The organism is Kineothrix sp. IPX-CK, from assembly GCF_039134705.1.
Lineage (GTDB): Bacteria > Bacillota > Clostridia > Lachnospirales > Lachnospiraceae > Kineothrix > Kineothrix sedimenti.
This window is the reverse complement of the sequence record NZ_CP146256.1, coordinates 1,613,737-1,632,673: the sequence shown is the minus strand read 5'-3', so window position 1 is coordinate 1,632,673 and position 18,937 is coordinate 1,613,737. Positions and strand designations below refer to the sequence as shown.

The window sequence follows — 18,937 nt, the reverse complement described above, 5'->3', positions numbered from 1 at the left end:
CTTTTTCTATCTCAATTTCCAGTTCTTTCCTTTACGATCACCATCGTCAGATATCCGCTGTCCACCAGAAGCTCCTCAAGTCCCGACGTAATCCTTTCATTCTCCATACCGCAATTTGAAACGGCATATATAAGAAAATGCTCTGTCCCCGCCTCCAGCAAAGCATTTTTCAGCTCCGCCAGTTTTTTCCCGGACTTCATATAAATTCGCGTTCCCTTTAAATGTAGCGTCTCTCTTATATCATAAGAGCCGGGTATTATATGAATCTCTTCTTTGTTATCTCCAAGGGAAATACCAATTGCAGCGGCCGCAGCGCAAAAGGAAGGTACCCCGCTCACCATAAGGGCAGTCCCGCCTTCTTCCAGCTCCCTCCTATGAATATAACTGTATGTGGAATAGACCGACGGATCGCCGATAGTCAGAAATGCCACATTCTTTCCCCGTTCCAACAGCGACAAAATATCCCGGTAAATTTTATTATGCGAGGCCTCTAATGCTCTTTTTTCCTTTATCATTAAAAATGGCATACACATAATCTCTTTTTCATCGATTTCTGTATATGCTGTTTTTGCTATCCGATATGCGTAACAATCCTCTTTCGCCGCTGACGGGAGAACGATCACATCGCTTTCCCTTATACATCTTAAGGCTTTCATGGTAATCAGCTCCGGGTCTCCCGGTCCGACTCCTATTCCATATAAAATACCTCTCATCCTTTTTTAATCCCTTCGAAATAAAAATGCTTTTTCCCCTCTGTATCTGTAAGTATTTTAGTCTCTACCTGAAATACCCTGCTTATCACACCGCTTTCATATACGTTAACCGGGGTATCCGCGAGCAATAGCTTCCCCTGTTCCATAACCGCCAGTCTGTCCGCTATTCCCATAGCGTAATTGATGTCGTGAAGGACCACAATTACTGTTTTCCCCTGCTCCCTAAGCTGTACCATAATGTCCAGCAGCTCCAATTGATATCCTACATCCAGATAAGTGGTAGGTTCGTCAAAGAGAAAGACCTGCGCCTCTCCGGCCAATGCCATGGCAATATATACCTTTTGCTTCTGACCGCCCGAAAGCTCCTCTAGCTTTTTTCCTTTAAGCTCCGATATACCTGCTTTTTCCATCGCATGACAGCAGTATTCATAATCCTTCTTTCCGTATCTTCTCGGATAAGACAGGTAAGGAAATCTTCCGTGCAGTACCATCCGTTCCACCGCGATGGCTCCTGTGCTGTGACTTTGGGGAAGATAGGAGACGTGCTTTGCGAACTCCTTATTCCCGAGGCGGCTCCTATCCTTTCCATTCAAATATACCGTTCCCTCGTATATTTCACACAAATCCACAGCCGCCTTTAACAGTGTACTCTTACCGCTTCCATTCGGCCCGATAAGAGCCGTTATTTTTCCTCTCTCGAACTCAATGTCAATATCCTTTATTACCGGATTTTTATTATATCCGGCAGTAATGTGTTCCAGTCTAAGCATTCCGCGCCCCTCTTTTCCTTCTTATAAGCAGCCACAGAAAAAAAGGCGCCCCGATAAATGATAAAATAATGCCCGTAGGCAATTCATACGGTGCAAACCAAGTTCTCGCTATATAGTCACAGGTCAGCAGAAACAGCGCTCCCAGTATGGCGGATGCTAAAATATAATATTTGCATTCCTCTCCTACCAAAAGCCTCGCAATATGCGGGACGATAAGCCCCACGAAGCCCAAAAGCCCCACAAAGCTCACGGAAGCACCTGCCAGAACAGCCGCCAGGGCAAGAAATACAAAACGATAAAAGCCTATAGGAAGCCCAAGAGTCTTTGCTTTATCCTCTCCTAAAGATAAGACCTCCAATTCATTATGGAGCAGGAATACGAGAACAACCGCAATGACGACTGCAATGGCCGCATACTTCAGAACATTTGTATTTATTCCGCTAAGTCCTCCGATTTTAAAAGCATTACTGGCAATCAGAGAACTTTCGCTAAAGGCATTAACGGCATCGGATGCACTGTTTAACAAGCTGTTTATTGCAACGCCCGCAAGCACAAGAGTAATCTTAGAGGACCCGGTTTTCTTTCCAAGATAATAGACGAACAATACCGTTCCAAAGGCTCCGATAAAAGCAGCAAGGGGAAGTATTCCATACGCTCCTGGAAGCAGTATACCGCAAAGCACTACCGCGAACCCGGCCCCGGCATTTACACCAATAATATTGGGGCCTGCCAGGGGGTTATCTAAAATAGTCTGTATGACGGCACCCGCAACAGAAAGTCCCACTCCCGCAACAATTGCACCTGCTACCCTTGGCAGACGGACATACAGAAGAATCCTTCCGCTTTTTGTCAGCTCTTCTTCCATAAACAGCCCGGTAAAGTCCTGCGGCGAAAGCTTCACCGCTCCGCTTCCTAAGCCAACCAGAGCCATCAATATGAGTAAACCCGTAAATATCAATATTCTTCTATTTCTTTTCATATAAATAATCCGCTAAGATACGATAGCTTTCTCCCCAACGTTCATTCGGTTTAATATGGAACAATTCCTTCGGCAGCACACAATAGTGATTGTTTTTTACCGCTTTCAGCCCGCTCCATGCGGGATTTGAAACAAGCAGTTCCTCCACCATATCCATTGCCGCTTCCTTCGATTCTCCCATAGTCGTTACGAAAATATAATCCGGCTCCGCATCGATAATCGCCTCCATACTCAAATCCTCTAACAGCCCTTCCTCACTGTCCGCTATATTGACACAGCCCAGATCTTTCAGCATCTGCCCTGTCATGCTGTCGCTACCTTTGGCTTTTACTCCCGTGGAATAGGCCCGCAGGAACAGTACCGTCGGATTACTTCCGTCCCCCCTCTCCACCTGCTCTTTTATTTCCAGACGCACATCCTCCACATTAGTCTTATACAAGTCCTTTCTGCCTGTGATATCCGTCATAATCCCCATCATATCCGCATAATCCTCAAAGGTCTCCACTTCGAAATAGGCAGCTGTGATTCCTGTTTTTTCCAAAGTGTCCCGCAGGTTCACATGCTCCTCGATGGTAGAGGAAAGTATGATAAAATCCACCCCCTCCGCAATCAGTGTCTCGATATTCGGATTCTTTAAATCTCCCAGCATCACCGTATCATCATCCACCTCTATAATGCCCTTCACATCATCCGTCACAGCAAAAAGACTGCCTCCGGCCAACTGCCAGGCATCCGCATAGCTGCCGGATAATACTGCGGTTCTCTGAGGGTTCTCCACTATCACATCCACGCCCAGCGCATCGGTGAATTCCACGACAGCTTTATCCGTCTCTCCGATTTCATCTTCCTCATCATTTACATCTCCCTCATCATTTACATCCCCCTCGTCAGCCGCAGACTGCTCTGCTTCCGGCAATACGTCCGCCGAACCGCAGCCTGTAAACAGACATGCGCATAAAAATAACATTGCTAATTTAACTTTCATTATTTATCATTATCCTCGTTTTCCAAATGCTGTAAATATATCCTGCGGATGCCCTCATATTCCCCCAGTCCTCTTAAGATACATTCCGTTCCATATCCCTGCTCTTTTATCTTCGTTACGAAGGAATCCGCCTCACCCGCCATATCGTTGACGGCATGGTCTCCCGCTACAAGCATGAAGGGAGCGATGATCACGCGGACCTTTTGACGTTCCTGCCGTTCATAGATCACATTCATCCGTTCTATCACATCCTCTATGGTGATACTGCCCTCTACCGTAGCAATATAGATTTCTTTCCCCGAATGTTCCCTCAGGACTTTTTCCATTTTCTCATAGCCGTTATCCGCCTCGTGATAGGAACCATGTCCCATGAGGATCAGGACGCCATCTTTTACTTCATCCTTAAGAGAGTCCCATAAAGCAGCCGCCACGAGACCGTAATCCTCTTCCTTCCCCAAGAGCGGGTCTGCAATTTCGATCGTTTGAAAGTACGAAAGGTATCCCTCAATTAATTGCTTCATTTTATTATTTTCAAATCCGTCGATAATGTGTGTGGGAAGTATCCACAGATGGGTAACCCCCCTTTCCGCCATCTCCTTCAGGGCATCAGTTATACCATGAATGTCAATACCGTCCCTCTTTTTTATAATATCTCTCACTCTGTCACTGGAATAGGCCTGCAAAACCACGCAGTCCGGCTTTTTCTCCCGGACTGCCCGTTCTATTCGATCGATGTTTTTCTCTCTCGTATTTTTGTAGGTCGTTCCGAAACTGACTATCAGAACTCCCTTTTTCATATGTTCTCTCCGTTATCCGCCCATTTCTTACGTTCTACAAGACGTCCCATGCAGAATGCGATGATTCCCACTCCGATTCCGGTCTGAAGGCAGAAGAAAAGGCTTTCTACCTCTCCTGGAAGTTCTCCGTCTATCATCGTCTCTAATACAGGGGTAAACCACGGTTCATAACTTCCTGTAATTTCTTCAATCATTACACTTCCCGCATCATCCGAGCCGCCAAATTCTGCTCCCTTCAATGCGAAAAGCGGTACCAGCGCGATGAGAACAGCCGCGACAATAAGTGCAATAACTAAATTTTTCGTCTTCATCATTCTATTTTGCCTCCTTCATATATCCGAGCATTTTCAATTCCGGTTTTGCATAAGTCTCCAGCGCGATCATGATAAGAAGAGTAAGTATTCCTTCCAAAATTGCAAGGGGAAGCTGTGTCGGTGCAAAGACGCTCAGGAACTTAGCGACAGAAGCACCTACTCCGCCTTCTATGGAAGGATACGCCATAGCGAGCTGGAAGCTGGTCACACAATAAGTAAATATATCTCCGAAAAATGCTGCCAGGAAAACGGATACCCATTTATTCACCTTTAATTTCATACAAAGCTTATAAATGCCAAAGGTTAAAAAAGGTCCGGCAATCGCCATCGAAAAAGTGTTAGCCCCAAGGGTGGTAAGTCCGCCATGCGCTAACAGAATCGCCTGGAACAACAGCACGATAATTCCCAGAATGCTGACAGCAGCAGGTCCGAATAAAATGGCTCCAAGTCCGGTGCCTGTCATATGGGAGCAGCTTCCTGTTACAGAAGGAATTTTCAGGGAAGAAATTACGAAGATAAATGCTCCTGCCATAGCCAGCAGTGTAATATTTCTCCTGCTGTCTTTCAGCTTCATTCTTATAGACAGAAATCCTGCCACTAAAAACGGAATACATAAAATTCCCCACGCAATACTGTATTTCGGAGGCAGATATCCTTCCATAATGTGCATTGCATTTGAATTCACAGTAATGCTCATGATTACTGATACGACTGCCAGTGCCGCAATCGTTTTTCTTTGATTCTTTGTCATCTTTAAATTCTCCTTTTCTCTATTTGCATACGCGCAGGCATCTCATACAAGAATGCCTGTCCGCGTTCAATAGCTGTGTTCAGCAGCCTGCTTTTCGCTGCCAAATCTTATCATAAAAGCGCCTCTATTTCCGCAAGGGTTCTCGGATAACTCTCTCTCTTTTCCGGCAGCATATCTTTCGTCAGCGGATTTCTCTGAAGCAGATTCTTCCGCTTTAGCATTTCATAAACCTGAATCAGCACAGGCTTTTTCAAATTCGCCCTTTTAAGGATTTCCTCATCCCGGAAGATGTCCTCCGGTTTCCCGTCGGCAATGAGCTTTCCTTCACAGAATACAAGCGCACGGTCTGCAAAACGATAAGCGAAGTCTACATCGTGAGTAGACAGCAATATCGTCTTACCCTCCTGTTCCAGCTCCTCCAATATCCTTTCCAGCATATCGGCATTTACCGGGTCCAGAGACGCAGTAGGCTCATCGAATATGATGATAGGCGAATCCATCGCCAGAATATCCGCTATGCTGACCCGCTTTTTCTCTCCTCCGCTCAAATAATGGGGAGGGCGCTCCGCATAGGCCTGCAGATCCAGCCTTTCCATCGCATCTATCGTTCTTTCCTCCACCTCCTGTCTCGGAAGCTTCATATTCAGCGGCCCGAACGCCACCTCAGCCTTTACGGTAGAGGCTATGATCTGGCTGTCCGCATCCTGGAAGACGATGCCCACGTTCTTTATGAGCTCTCGTCTGTTTTTCTTGTCTATCCGGGTTCCATAGAGAAAGATCTCCCCCTCTTCCGGAGCTCTGACACCGTTTAAATTCAGAAAAAAAGTGGATTTCCCGGCCCCGTTGGCACCCAAAACAGCAATTTTTTCTTTTTCATGTATTTCCACCGACAGATGATTTAACGCCATCCGTCCTTCTTCATAAGAAAATGTTAAATCTTTTGTCTCTAATATTTTTCTGTTCATTTGCTCCACTCCAAGCTTGTTACTGTTCACTCCGTTCTCAGTAACTTATGATTTCTGCATTTAAAATAAAATAATCAGAATAACTACCGCTCCCGCATAGGCTGCTGCCCAAATCACCTGCTTCTTCGTCAGCTTTCTCTTCTCCTCCCAGAAAAGACAGTTTCCTTCATAACCCCTGGATTCCAGAGCGTCATAATATTCTCCCGACTTTTTCATAGAAAGGATCAGCAGATTAGCCAATTCACTGCCGAAGGTTCGAAAAGAGGTCTTCATATCACAGTAACCCAGTCTGGACTGCGCCGCATCCTTCTGCCCTGCGTTCGTTTCCAAAAGAATGAAAATGTAGCGATAGATTAAGTGCATCAATTCCAATATAATGGAGGGAACTTTAACCTTGCCTAAGGTCGAAATAATTTCTCCCATAGGCGTAGAAAGCGCCAGCATATAAAGAGCGCTTACCGCACCGAAGGCTTTGCCAAAAAGTCCCAAGGATTGTCTGAGGCTTTCCTCCGTAATATAAAGATTAGTACTGAAAAAAGGAATCCGAAGCAGACTCTCCGCTCCTGCGCCGACTTGTATTAGAACAGCGATTCCCCCTGTGATGATAAAAGCAGAAGGTACGAGCATCAGTCTGAAATAATCCCCCGGTTTAATCCTCCCCGCTTCTATAGAAAGAACTCCCATAAAGGCTATTGTCATAACGGAAACCACAGGGGAATCCGCCGTAATAACCGCAAGAATCGAAAGCAGCGCGAAGCTGACTTTAAACGGCGTATTCCAATCTTTCAGCCCAGAAATGTATGCATAGCTGTCGACGGATACATGACGATGGCTGTTACGATGATCATGGTGATGTACTTTTCTTCTATCTCTTTCCATCCGCATATTGTGCCGCCCTTTCCATAAAATGATAAACATATTGAGGATTTGAATAATAATACAGATGAGGAAATCCCCACCAACAATTTTCCGTCGTATGGACGCATTTCCAGTTTCTTCCGGTTACAGGCTTTTTTGCAATGCACGATGCTCCGTTATCCGTGCTGTCAAAATAGTGGAACTCATGCCCCTTTATCCTCTCATTCTCTCCCAGAAAAAGATTCTTCTCCTCCGCTACCTCGATATAACCGAACCGTACCAGCTTTCCGGTATAATGACATTCCCCTTCCAACGCGCCCACCATCGGATACCTTCTCTTCTCCATATCCTCCATCCCCGCGTGCAAATACATAAAACCGCCGCACTCCGCAAGGGAGGGCATACCTTCTCTTACCGCACGCAGCACGGACTTTTTCATCTCTTCATTTCCGGCAAGCGTCGCTGCATGCAGCTCGGGATATCCTCCACCCAAGAGGAAGCCTCCGATTCCCTCAGGAAGGCTCTTATCCTTCAACGGAGAAAACGGTACAAGCCGCGCTCCCGCCCTTTGCAGCAGCCTCAAATTATCTTCATAATAAAAACAGAAGGCTTCGTCCATCGCTATTCCGATGGATATCTGACGATTTACGGAAATCCGCTCCTTATCAGAAAGATGCTCTTCCTCTTCCAGTTCCACCGCTTCTTCCGAAAGAGAGAAAAGTGCTTCCATATCTACGGAATCCTTTAACACCTCAGCAGCTCTTTTTATCCTGTATTGCAAACTCTTCGTCTCCTCAGGAAGCTTCAGTCCTAAGTGCCTGCTCTCTATATTCAGATCCTTCTGCAAAGGAAAATAGCCGATTACCTTAACGGACAACTCTCTTTCAATTTCCGGCCCGATCAATTCATAGAACATTTTTGTGATTTTATTCAAAATAATTCCGCCGATCAAATGTTCGCTGTCGTATTGCAGAAACCCCGCGATAAGGGGAATCAGAGATCTGCCCATGCCATGAGCGTCTATGACCAGAACAATGGGGGTTTTCGTCACCTTTGCCAAATGATAGGAGGAGGCTTCTTCCCTTATTCCTGAAAGACCGTCAAAAAGGCCCATAACCCCTTCTATGACAGAAATATCCTTTCCGGCTGCATCCTCCATAAAAAGTGTCCTCGTAAGTCCATCCTCCGTAAAGTAAGCATCCAGATTTTTTGACGGAATCCCCAATATTTTTTTGTGAAACATCGGATCTATATAATCCGGCCCGCACTTAAACGCTGCTGCCGTTTTTCCCATATCGACAATTGCCTGCAAAAGTGCACAGGTTACGGTCGTTTTACCGCTCCCGCTTCCCGTGGCGGCAATCATAATTCTAGGTGTTTTCATTTTCTGTCAGCCCCTCTAGAAAATTAAATGAAATAATATAAATTGGATTCTCCGCCTGCATCAAATGATATGGCCCTGCTTTTTTCGCCCGGCTTATCTGTACCTGAACGATGTCCTCTTCTTTTACCGGGAATTCCTTCAGCAAATCGGTTATCTCTCCCAAAGTCTCCAGAGTAATCACATTTATAACCACTCTTAGAAACGGATTTTTCTCATACAGAACCTTCAGAATCTCTATCATTTTGCCTCCGCTTCCTCCGATGAACGCGTGGGTCGGTGCCGGAAGAGGCCCCATTCCCTCCGGTGCCTGCGCTTCAATGACCTCGATATTTGTAAGTCCGAAAAGGTCACTGTTTTTCCCAAGCAACTCCACGGCCTCTCTATCACTTTCTATAGCGTACACTTGTATCTCATCGGATAAGCGGGCACATTCTACGGAGACTGAGCCGGTTCCGCTGCCCACATCATAGAGAACGGAGTTCTTTTCAAGAGCAAGCTTACAAATGGAAATTTCCCTTACCTCCTCCTTCGTCATGGGTGTACTTCCCCTAAGAAAAGATGCATCCTTCAACCCATGGGAAACTTTCTGAGCCGCCGTCCTTTCGTTCACTATAAAGCAACAGTAAAGCCCTTCCTTTTCCAGGCTCCCGCACATGGACGGTGTAAGCACCATGATTTCCTCTTCCGGATAGGAAAGACGGTATCCCGCAGTAATCCTTAGTCCGTTCCATTCTTCACCGGAAAACAGCTCTCCCAAATATTTCATATCTTCAAGCCCGGAAACGAGCACAAAAGTCTTTTTCTCCCGCCTTACCGTCTCCATAATATTCGCTTTTCTTCCATGGAGGCTTATGACAGCTGCGTCCTGCCAGTTCATCCGTGCTTTAGCGGCCAGATAGGACATGGAGGAGATTCCGGACAGCATTTCAACATCCGCTCTCAATCGTTTTTCCTTCGTTTCCTTTTTCAGTTCCTCATAAAGCTTTGACGCACCGCTGTAGAATCCGGTATCGCCGGAGAAAAGAACCGCGGCTTTGATACAGGGCTTGTACCTGTCCTCCTTTTCTACCATATCCGCCAGCCTGGGAATAATATCTGCCGCCAGATAATACGGATACTTCTCTTTCTCTTCGCCTACTTCCTCAAGCAGTCGCTGCGCGCCGAAAATCACATCCGCACGTTGTATTTTCTCCTTTGCTTCAAGAGTCAGAAGACCTTCTGCTCCCATTCCTATTCCTATCAGAGATACCATTAGTTTCGGACTTTCGGGTTTTTCTCCTGCCAGCCGGTATATTTCCTCCGCTGCCTCTTCATAAGAAAAGCCTTGCTCTTCCTTCTCGGGATTGCCGATTACCATTACCGGTATTCCAGCATTGCCGGCAGCTTTTACCTTTTCATAAAATCCGCCGGTATTCCCGCTTTCCTTCGTCACCAGATATGATATATGAAACTGTCTTATGATCGCTTCGTTCATTTCCGTGGAAAAAGGCCCTTGCATGGCTATAATCTGCTTCCCGCATATTCCTTGCTTTTCACAAAGGGCTATGCTTTCTTCGTTTGGAAGCACCCTTACATAAAGGCGTTTTCTCAATTCCTCTTTGCTAAAAGCACTCAAATCCTTACTTCCTGTTGTCAAAAGCACATTGCCTGTTGTTTCCTGCAGTGCCTCCCCGCAGGATTCCATATCTCGAAACCAACGAAGGTTCTTCCCTTCCGTTTCCTCGATACCTGTGTCTCTTTTTAGGCGAATATACGGCAAAGACATTCCGGAAAGGCTCTTTCGTATATTTTCAGACACCTCCACGGCAAAAGGGTGAGTGGCATCTACAACCGCAAAGAATCTGCCTTTCTTTATGAATTCCTCCATCTGCCCGGCATCCATTCTTCCTCTATGGAGGGTAAGCGCAGGCATTTCCTCCATAACCTGTTCTCCGTACTGCGTCGCCACAGATACCGTACAAAAGAAACCCGCTGCGCACATGCTTTCTGCCAGCCTTCTTCCTTCTGTTGTCCCGCCGAATATGAGAATTTGCTTTTTCTCTGGTTTCATAACCGGTACCCTCTTTTCGTAATCAGCTTATCCTCTCTCATTTCGGTCTGGGAATTTCCGATAAAGACGGTCGTGAACATATTTACCTGCGCGCCTGAAAGCTCCTTAAGAGAACATACGGTGACTTTTGTTCCCTCTCGTCCGATATTTTCCACGAAGCCGCAGGCCCTTTTCTCTTCGATCACTTCCAGCAGGATCTCACAGGCCTTTTTTAAATAGTCCGCTCTTTTATGACTGGACGGATTATACAACGCTATACAGAAATCACCCGCAGCCGCGGCACGAAGCCTTTTTTCTATTTTTTCCCAGGGAGTGAGCAGGTCGCTTAGACTTATAACACAATAATCATGGTTCAGCGGAGCACCTAACAGTGCGGCGCCGCTGTTAGCAGCCGTGATTCCCGGAATGATCTCAAGCTCACAATCGGGATATGCCCTTCCGATTTCATACATCAGCGAGGCCATACCATAAACGCCTGCATCACCGCTGCATACCAGCGCCGTCTTTTTCCCTTTTCTCGCTTCCTCAAAGCATAGCAGACACCGCTCTGCCTCCCGCCGCATAGGCGTGGAAAGAAATTCTTTATGGCCGAACCTATCCTTAAGCAGGTCCAGATAAACGGGATAGCCGACGATGACGTCGCATTCCTCCAATATCCGGATAGCCTGAACACTCATCATTTCCTCACTGCCCGGTCCTATTCCTACCACATAAATTTTATGCTTCATCAAATGATACACTCCATTTTCTCATCGCTATCGCTACTGTAACTCCATTTTGAGTCTGCTTGCCGAGCACCAACTCAGCCTCTTCTTTGCAAGCTGCCATAGCAGCCCGTTCGCAGACATTATCCACACCCACCATAGACTTCACGAAGGGAGAAGCCTTATAATCCCCGGGAACGCTTTCTAGTTCTTCCTTAGAAAAGGTCTGAAAGTTCCAGTCATATTTCTCCGAAAGCTCACAAAGTCCCTTCTCCGCCTTCTTCACATCGATGGATGCAATGCCTGCAACCGCTTCTGCCCTTATCTTTGTTTGCTTCAAATATTCATCTACCGCGGCCTCTATTTCAGTGGCTGCCTTTCCCCGTCTGCATCCGATTCCTATTACAAAGACCCGTGGCACAAGATACAGCACTGCCGTTATTTCCTCTTTTTCATAAGGAGACAGAAGGACGGAAACGTTTCTTTCTCCCGGTTTTGCAAGGGTAAGCTCTTTCGGCAATCTTCCCTCATAGGAGCCGTCGATTGCAAAAGACACCTTTTCTTTCGCAAGTACGGCCGCAGATATTTCCTTTATGCCTTCTCTGTTGCAAATTACCAGATGATTCTGTCTGGCAAACACATCTACGGCGAACATCTGGTTCACGTCCGTTGCAGTAGTGATGACAGCAGTCATTCCCATGATCCCGGCAATTTCTTCCGCCAGCTCACATGCTCCCCCAAAATGCCCTGACAAAAGCGGAATGACAAACTGCCCTGCCTCATCCACGACAAGTACGGGAATATCCTGCAGCTTGTCTCTTACAAAAGGGGCGATCGCCCGTACCGCAATGCCGCAGGCTCCGATAAAAATAACCGGCCGCTTATAAAAAAAACAATTTTGGGTCCAGGAAAAAAGGCTTTCTTCGCAGAAGATCACTTCTGCCTTTTCACCTGTGTATTTGTGCCACTTTGTATACAAGGAAGCATGCATACTCTCTTTGATCCTATCCTTCATTTCCTCCGACAGTTTCATCCCTCGTTCGGTAAAGCTGATTACACTAACGCATTTACGTTCCACTTTTTCTCCCTCGAAATTCTGTTTCAAAATCCGGTGCATACAATCTGGATCGTTTATATCGCTCATGGGCGATAACGTCTCCTACGAGAATCAAAGCTGTTTTTGTAATCTCATAGGCTTTCGCCGTCTCCTCCAAAGTTCCTACCGTACAGATATACTTTTTTTCTTCCGGCCATGTGGCTTTGTATACAATGGCTGCAGGAGTCCTTTCGCTGTAGCCGCCCTCTATAAGGCGTCTGCTCAATTCCCCCGTCATCCCGCTGCTTAAATAAACCGCCATAGAGGCCTGATGCGCTGCGAAGCTTTCAATGCTTTCCTTTGCCGGAACGGCAGTTTTTCCCTCCATCCTCGTGATGATCAGGCTTTGAGATATCCCAGGCAGCGTATATTCCAAATTCAGAGAAGCAGCCGCTCCGAAACAGGCACTGACACCGGGGCAGCTTTCATAAGGAATGTTCCATTCCTCCAAAATATCCATCTGCTCTCGAACCGCACCATAGATGCTGGGGTCGCCCGTATGGAGCCGCACCGTTTTCTTTCCTTCCCTTTCGGCAGCTTCCATGACAGCCATCACTTCCTCCAAGGTCATTTCTGAGCTGTTGTAAACACTGCAGCTTTCTTTCCCATAGCTTAACAGCTCCGGATTTACCAGGGAACCCGCATAAATTATCACATCTGCCTCTTCAAGCAGGCGCTTCCCTCTTACTGTGATCAGATCCGGCGCCCCGGTTCCCGCTCCCACAAAATAAATCATAAGGCTTACCTCTCCTTTTCAATTGCCATTACTGTAACTCCTGGTTTTTTATCTTAAGGAGCAATTCCTGTGCACCTTCACTCTTTACCAGCTCGCCGTAATCGTTGGCATACATAATACATTCTATACGAAGCCTGCCATCTGCTCTCTTCGCCAAATATCCCTGTGCTTTTCCCATCACGATATCCATTGCCATCTCAAGCCTTCCGGCAGCCTTCAGTATCGAGACGGCCGACTCTGTGGCCACGCAGCTAAGGATTTCCTTTGCCGCCCCGGCATCTATACCCGCTTCTATTCCTGCTGCCGCAAGCAGCTCCATCCGGCAGTCTCCATTCTTGGAATGGGTGTTCAGCATTCCGCCGGACAGCTTGACCAGTTTTCCGATATGCCCGGTCAACAACATTTCCCGAAAGCCCGCTTCGGCAGCCATATCGATGGTATCACCGATAAAGTTGCTGCACTTCACACTTTTATCCAGATCGTATCCGTAGGCCCGCTTCATATAATCCAGACCATAGTTTCCCGGCGACACCGCTACCGCCTCCGCACCTGATGCCTTCTTCACACTTAACTCCGTACGGATAGTATCCAGTAAGGCCTTACTGCTCATAGGCTCTACGATTCCCGTGGTGCCGAGAATGGAGATGCCCCCCGTAATTCCCAGGCGGGGATTAAAAGTCCTTCCCGCCAGAGCCTCTCCCTCAGGCACCGTAATAATGACGGACAGACAACCTTTGAAGTCCACAAGCTCACATACCTGAAGCACTTCCCGCTCAATCATTTCCCGGGGCACATGATTGATTGCCGCATTTCCCACCGGCTGATCCAGTCCGGGCTTCGTCACCCTTCCGACTCCAGTTCCTCCATCGATGAAAATGCGTGCGCTCTTCCCCTCCGTATCAGGCGCTTTTATGGAAACTTCCGCAAACACAAGGGCTCCCGTGGTAATGTCCGGATCGTCTCCTCCATCCTTTCTCACGGCGCAGGAAACCCGCGCTTCCTCTCTGGTAATTTCTTTTATCGAGGCTTTATAGATAATTCCCTTAGGAGTATCGATACTGATTTTTGTTTTTTCCATACCGGTCAGCAGCATATAGGCTGCTGCCTTAGCCGCCGCCGCGGCGCAGCTTCCCGTCGTAAAGCCGTATCTCATCGCTCACCTTCCCAATTCATATAAAATAGCGTTGCAGATAGCCGCTGCCACATTGCTTCCACCCTTCCTGCCCCGGTTGACGATATAGGGAACCTTCGTCCTCATGATCAGCTCCTTGGCCGCCACCACATTAACAAAACCCACCGGAACACCGATTATGAATTCCGGTATTAATACTTTTGCTTCTATCATTTCATACAATCGCACAAGTGCGGTAGGAGCATTCCCCACTGCGAAGATCAAAGGCTTGCCAATTTCTCCCGCAAGCTCCATGCTCACCGCCGCTCTGGTCGTATTGCTCTCCTTCGCCAGCTTTGCGGTTCTCTCCCACGCCATAAAGCAATGTGCCTCTCCGCCGAAGCCTCCCAATATCTTTTTATTGATTCCGGCAAGCGCCATATTAGTATCCGTTACGATATGCGCTCCGTTTCGGATCAGCTCCTTCGCTTTATTCACAGCGTCTTCAGAAAAAGCCATAGTATCCGCATACTCGAAATCGGCGCTGGTATGGATCACACGTTTTATTACCATTTCCTGATCCTTTTTCAAAAGGATATTTCTTTCCTTAAGCTCTTCCGAAATAATTTCGAAGCTTTGCTTCTCGATTTCTTCCGGAAGAACAAATTGAAGCTCATTCATCCTTACTCCTCACTCTTGCTGCCTCCTCGATTTTTCCTACCGCATGAAGCAGCATTTCATTTTCCTCATGGCTCTTTACCGCCAGGCGGTAAAATCCCTTTCTCATTCCTCTGAAATTGCTGCAGTCGCGAATCAGTATCTTATGTTCCAATAGTTTCTCATACAGGGGCAGAGAAGAATATATGAGCAGATAATCCGTCTCGGAGGGAAATACCTCTATTCCCGCTTTCTCAAGTTCATCCCTCATGTATTCCCGTTCTCTTTTCACAAGTCCGGCCGTCCTCTTCACATACTCCGTTTCCTTGCACGCTTGTATTCCCGCCGCCTGGGCCAATACGGACAGATTCCATTCCGGCAGCTGATTTCCAATCTGCTCCAGCATTTCCTGGTTGCCGCAAAATAAGTATCCGAGCCTTACCCCCGGCATTGCAAAAATCTTAGTGAATGAGCGGACTATGATCAAGTTAGGATATTCTTTCAACTGTGATTTTAATGACCTTTCATCATCATCTCCCGTAAATTCCAAAAAACATTCATCCATAACCACCGCTATATCTTTTTCCAGACACGTCCTTAGAATCTCCTCCAGCAAGCCGGTATTTATTACATTGCCCACAGGATTATTGGGATTTGCCAAAAAGAGCAGATCCATTTCCTCCTCCAAAGCCTCCGGAAAATCCGGCTGTAAACAAAAGCCTGTTTCCTCTTTCATTTCATAAAAAAGGATTTCGCCTCCCGCCGCCCTCGCCGCATGTTCATAGCCATAAAAGGAAGGCACCGGTATCATGGTCTTTTTCGGCTTTATTCCGTGTACAATTGCAAGAAACAGTTCCGACGCTCCGTTTCCGCAAAGAACGTGCTGCTTATTTATTCCGTTCATTTTTTCAATGGCATACCGCAGCTTTTCAGCCCGGATATCAGGATACCTTCCGCAATCTGCCAGTGCTTTTTGCAGCGCTTCCTTCACTCTCTCCGGCATACCGAGAGGATTGATATTTACGGAAAAATCAATATCTATTATCTTCCGATAAATATCTCCTCCATGAACCATCATTTCTCTCTCATCCATTTCCTTCTAACTTCATCCTCTCTGGAACAAAAGTGTGCTTCGCACACTCTCGCGTTCAAAAAACTCTGCAAGCACAGCTTTTGTCCCGCGCGCGTAGCTGCGCATCTATTTTTATGTAATAGGAGTACTTTCCTATTACATTACAAAAGTGTGCATTATAATAAAAAAAAGTAAATACCCGACATAATGAGCAGGCAAATACACTCACATAGAGCCGCGGATAAATACAAAAGCTTATTTGCCCTCACAATATCCTCGTATTCCACTGCGCGCACCTCGTCTCCTATGTAAGGCTTTTTTACTATTTCTCCAAAATAACTGGCATCCCCGGCGATCCTGATTCCCAGTGCTCCGGCGAGAGCCGCCTCCGTCTGTGCGGAATTAGGGCTGGCATGTTCATACCTGTCCCGTCTGTAAATCATAAGCGCCCGCTTTTCGTCAAAATCCTTGCCTGCCAGAAAAGCAGAAGCAATCATCAGTACAGCGCTGATCCTTGCCGGAATATAATTGACCCCATCGTCCAGCTTCGCGGCCGCTTGGCCAAAATGAAGATATTTTTCATTTTTATATCCAACCATGGAATCCATCGTATTGACCGCCTTGTATAAAAGTCCCAGTACCGGGCCGAAGGCAGCCAGATAAAGCATGGGTGCTATGACTCCGTCGGAAAGGTTCTCAGCTACCGTTTCTATAGCTGCTTTCGCGACTCCCGTTTCATCCAGGGCGTTCGTATCTCTCCCTACGATCATGGAGACTGCTTTTCTCGCCCCCGGCAAATCCTGTTCTTTAAGCCTTGCATAAACCTTCATGCTCTCCTGTTTCAAGCACTTAGTAGCGAGGATTTGATAGCTCATGATACTTTCTATAACGATTCCTAATACCGGATGCAACGTATAGGCCATCCATAACATCAAGAAGGAAATACCCCCTGTCAACGTCAAAACAGTAATTACGAGAATTCTTCCTGCCTTACGTTCCTCATCTTGCGTTCTATCCGCTCCATCCTTTTTTTTAAGCAGTACCGCTTCCAGCTTCGCGATCAAATTGCCGATGGCTCTTACCGGATGGGGCAGCCAATAGGGGTCTCCAAGCACAAGGTCCAGAACAAATCCTGCAAAAAAGCCTAACATATGATACAGTATAATCTCCCGCATTTTTATACCATGCTCCTTTCAACCTTTCCTCCTCATAGCTTCCGAATATCCTCTATTCGTATTGCTCCATCCATGGAAACCTCGACGCAATAGCCTTCTCCATTTTTACATTGAAAGTCGTAGTATTCTCCCCTTCCAAACGAGCTGAGCACAGCCATGATCGTTCCTCCATGAACGATGGCTGCGGCAGTTTCCATACGCTCCGCTTCCATATGTCCACAAAATTTCACGAAACCTTCGCAGCATCTTTCTGAGAATTCTTCTCTGCTCTCTCCCTGCAGAAAGGGCAGAGTTCCATTGCTGTCCAGCCATTTCCGGTAGTAGGTATCACTCATCAATTCTTTATAATTCTTCCCTTCAAAGCTTCCGAAATCTATTTCCCGCCATTCCTCTATGACGATAGCAGGCTCCCTTTCATAAATCAGTCTTGCGGTCTCTATACATCGTTCCATCGGACTGGAGGCCAGGCATTGTACCAGAGGATATTTTCCCGCCGCTTTTACTGCAAGCAGCTTCTTCCTTCCTTCTTCGGTAAGAACCTCCTGCGTTCTTCCTCCGATATATCTGCCTTCTTCGTTCGCTTTCGTAGCACCATGACGTATCAATATCAGTCTCATTTAATCCTTTGCCCCAATCCGCATATGATACGCTCAACACGATCCGCCTTTTTCGCAATGTCGCAGAGGCATCTTCCAAGTCTCTCCCTGTACTGCCTCTGTTCTTCCTCCATAGGCACGATACCGCAGCCCACTTCGTTGCTTATAATAATCAGGTCTTTACGATTTGAGAGTATCTGCTCTATTATTTTTTCCGGCTCTTCTTTCAGCTGAAGCTTTAGGAAGAACCATTCATGAAAGCGGTTTATGATTTCTTTCTCTTGTCCGATATCCGCTAAATCTTCCAAAGCTCCATCCACCACGCTTTCTAATCCGCGGCCACTTTCTTTCAAGACATACCTAAGCTTTCCCTGGGCATATCCACCTATATACAATTCCATCTGCCTGCCTCCTATCCGCTATTATTCAGCCTTCGGCTTCATAACAATAACCATACCTTTTTCACACTTTACCTCCTATCGATATGGTTAACATAATTACCCCTTCACAAAGTACGGTAAAATACCCTGAAGTATCTCCCGTAATTCCCCCGAATTCCTTTTTGCTTTTTTTCCAGTAATAAAGAAAGGTCAATAGACTCATTAGAATTGCTGCGGTTCCTATACCTTTGGATAAAAAGATCATCGTCCCGCCGCAAACTGCCAGCTGCAAATACAGGAGTATCCTTACCAGCCTTTTCTGGGCACTGCTTGAAAAGGTATACAGCAATCCATCTTTCCTGGCACAGGCAAAAGTCACCGCACCGATCCCGCTGAGAATTCTGGAAAGATAGAAACCCGAGGCCAAAAGCCCTGCAGCCTTCATCCCCTCGATTTCCAAATACGCACCTATATATATAAGGTAATATACAATTAACAGAATGACCGAAAAGGCTCCCACATGGGCATCCTTCAATATTTCAAGCTTCCTCTCCCTATCCCTGTAAGAGTGCAGCGCATCCATCGTATCCATATAACCGTCCACATGGATTCCTCCGGATATGACAATCGGAAGAGCTGTTCCGATGAGGACTAAACAGCCTTTGCTCATTCCCAAAGCCTGACAGAACATTGTCCACAAATATACCGTAATTCCTATTACCACGCCGACCAAAGGAAAAAAGGCAATCATATATTTCATATCCTTTTCCTTCCATTCAAACTGGGGAACCGGAATAATGGAAAACATAGAAAAAGCAATTCCTGCAGCTTTAATTAAAAACAT

Annotated in this window: 21 protein-coding genes; all 21 read right to left on the bottom strand. The window is 46.5% G+C overall.

The window, feature by feature from the left end; all coding sequences use genetic code 11:
• Window positions 1-11: 11 nt before the first annotated feature.
• Window positions 12-713, bottom strand: a complete 702-nt coding sequence (cobI, locus tag V6984_RS07660; RefSeq protein WP_342759192.1) for a precorrin-2 C(20)-methyltransferase — start codon at window positions 711-713, stop codon at window positions 12-14.
• Window positions 710-1,483 carry an ABC transporter ATP-binding protein gene (locus V6984_RS07655; protein ID WP_342759191.1) on the bottom strand — a complete coding sequence of 258 codons (774 nt, stop codon included), beginning with the start codon at window positions 1,481-1,483 and terminating at the stop codon, window positions 710-712. The genes cobI and V6984_RS07655 overlap by 4 nt, the downstream gene beginning before the upstream one ends.
• Window positions 1,476-2,462, bottom strand: coding sequence for an iron ABC transporter permease (locus V6984_RS07650; RefSeq protein WP_342759190.1), 987 nt, complete (start codon window positions 2,460-2,462; stop codon window positions 1,476-1,478). Before V6984_RS07650 ends, V6984_RS07655 begins: the two co-directional genes overlap by 8 nt.
• Entirely contained in the window at window positions 2,449-3,447 is a 999-nt protein-coding gene (locus V6984_RS07645) for an ABC transporter substrate-binding protein (protein WP_342759189.1), read from the bottom strand. The genes V6984_RS07650 and V6984_RS07645 overlap by 14 nt, the downstream gene beginning before the upstream one ends.
• A complete protein-coding gene (locus tag V6984_RS07640) occupies window positions 3,447-4,244 on the bottom strand; it encodes a sirohydrochlorin cobaltochelatase (protein ID WP_342759188.1) in 798 nt (265 codons plus the stop codon). Before V6984_RS07640 ends, V6984_RS07645 begins: the two co-directional genes overlap by 1 nt.
• Entirely contained in the window at window positions 4,241-4,558 is a 318-nt protein-coding gene (locus V6984_RS07635) for a cobalt transport protein CbiN (protein WP_342759187.1), read from the bottom strand. Before V6984_RS07635 ends, V6984_RS07640 begins: the two co-directional genes overlap by 4 nt.
• 1 nt (window position 4,559) lies before the next feature.
• Window positions 4,560-5,255: an energy-coupling factor ABC transporter permease gene (locus V6984_RS07630; RefSeq protein WP_425324254.1), complete on the bottom strand. Its 696-nt coding sequence runs from the start codon at window positions 5,253-5,255 to the stop codon at window positions 4,560-4,562.
• Window positions 5,256-5,419: 164 nt separating this feature from the next.
• Window positions 5,420-6,274, bottom strand: a complete 855-nt coding sequence (locus V6984_RS07625; protein ID WP_342759185.1) for an energy-coupling factor ABC transporter ATP-binding protein — start codon at window positions 6,272-6,274, stop codon at window positions 5,420-5,422.
• 60 nt (window positions 6,275-6,334) lie between these two features.
• The gene (gene cbiQ / locus V6984_RS07620; RefSeq protein WP_342759184.1) at window positions 6,335-7,153 is read right to left on the bottom strand and encodes a cobalt ECF transporter T component CbiQ; all 819 of its coding nucleotides are present in this window, start codon (window positions 7,151-7,153) and stop codon (window positions 6,335-6,337) included.
• Window positions 7,140-8,516, bottom strand: a complete 1,377-nt coding sequence (locus V6984_RS07615) for a cobyrinate a,c-diamide synthase (protein ID WP_342759183.1) — start codon at window positions 8,514-8,516, stop codon at window positions 7,140-7,142. Before V6984_RS07615 ends, cbiQ begins: the two co-directional genes overlap by 14 nt.
• The gene (gene cobK, locus V6984_RS07610) at window positions 8,503-10,566 is read right to left on the bottom strand and encodes a precorrin-6A reductase (protein ID WP_342759182.1); all 2,064 of its coding nucleotides are present in this window, start codon (window positions 10,564-10,566) and stop codon (window positions 8,503-8,505) included. The genes V6984_RS07615 and cobK overlap by 14 nt, the downstream gene beginning before the upstream one ends.
• Window positions 10,563-11,294, bottom strand: a complete 732-nt coding sequence (gene cobJ / locus V6984_RS07605) for a precorrin-3B C(17)-methyltransferase (RefSeq protein WP_342759181.1) — start codon at window positions 11,292-11,294, stop codon at window positions 10,563-10,565. Before cobJ ends, cobK begins: the two co-directional genes overlap by 4 nt.
• Complete coding sequence (locus tag V6984_RS07600) at window positions 11,284-12,414, bottom strand: cobalt-precorrin 5A hydrolase (protein ID WP_342759180.1); 1,131 nt, start codon at window positions 12,412-12,414, stop codon at window positions 11,284-11,286. The genes cobJ and V6984_RS07600 overlap by 11 nt, the downstream gene beginning before the upstream one ends.
• Window positions 12,338-13,102 (bottom strand): precorrin-4 C(11)-methyltransferase, encoded by a 765-nt coding sequence (gene cobM, locus V6984_RS07595; protein ID WP_342759179.1) that lies wholly within the window; start codon window positions 13,100-13,102, stop codon window positions 12,338-12,340. The genes V6984_RS07600 and cobM overlap by 77 nt, the downstream gene beginning before the upstream one ends.
• Before the next feature lie 28 nt (window positions 13,103-13,130).
• Window positions 13,131-14,255: a cobalt-precorrin-5B (C(1))-methyltransferase CbiD gene (gene cbiD / locus V6984_RS07590; RefSeq protein ID WP_342759178.1), complete on the bottom strand. Its 1,125-nt coding sequence runs from the start codon at window positions 14,253-14,255 to the stop codon at window positions 13,131-13,133.
• A gap of 3 nt (window positions 14,256-14,258) precedes the next feature.
• The gene (locus V6984_RS07585) at window positions 14,259-14,894 is read right to left on the bottom strand and encodes a precorrin-8X methylmutase (RefSeq protein WP_342759177.1); all 636 of its coding nucleotides are present in this window, start codon (window positions 14,892-14,894) and stop codon (window positions 14,259-14,261) included.
• Complete coding sequence (locus V6984_RS07580) at window positions 14,887-15,963, bottom strand: threonine-phosphate decarboxylase (RefSeq protein ID WP_342759176.1); 1,077 nt, start codon at window positions 15,961-15,963, stop codon at window positions 14,887-14,889. The genes V6984_RS07585 and V6984_RS07580 overlap by 8 nt, the downstream gene beginning before the upstream one ends.
• Before the next feature lie 155 nt (window positions 15,964-16,118).
• The gene (gene cbiB / locus V6984_RS07575) at window positions 16,119-17,117 is read right to left on the bottom strand and encodes an adenosylcobinamide-phosphate synthase CbiB (protein ID WP_342759175.1); all 999 of its coding nucleotides are present in this window, start codon (window positions 17,115-17,117) and stop codon (window positions 16,119-16,121) included.
• Window positions 17,118-17,149: 32 nt separating this feature from the next.
• Window positions 17,150-17,734 carry a histidine phosphatase family protein gene (locus V6984_RS07570; RefSeq protein WP_342759174.1) on the bottom strand — a complete coding sequence of 195 codons (585 nt, stop codon included), beginning with the start codon at window positions 17,732-17,734 and terminating at the stop codon, window positions 17,150-17,152.
• The gene (locus V6984_RS07565) at window positions 17,731-18,114 is read right to left on the bottom strand and encodes a bifunctional adenosylcobinamide kinase/adenosylcobinamide-phosphate guanylyltransferase (protein WP_342759173.1); all 384 of its coding nucleotides are present in this window, start codon (window positions 18,112-18,114) and stop codon (window positions 17,731-17,733) included. Before V6984_RS07565 ends, V6984_RS07570 begins: the two co-directional genes overlap by 4 nt.
• 61 nt (window positions 18,115-18,175) lie before the next feature.
• Window positions 18,176-18,937, bottom strand: coding sequence for an adenosylcobinamide-GDP ribazoletransferase (locus tag V6984_RS07560; RefSeq protein ID WP_342759172.1), 762 nt, complete (start codon window positions 18,935-18,937; stop codon window positions 18,176-18,178).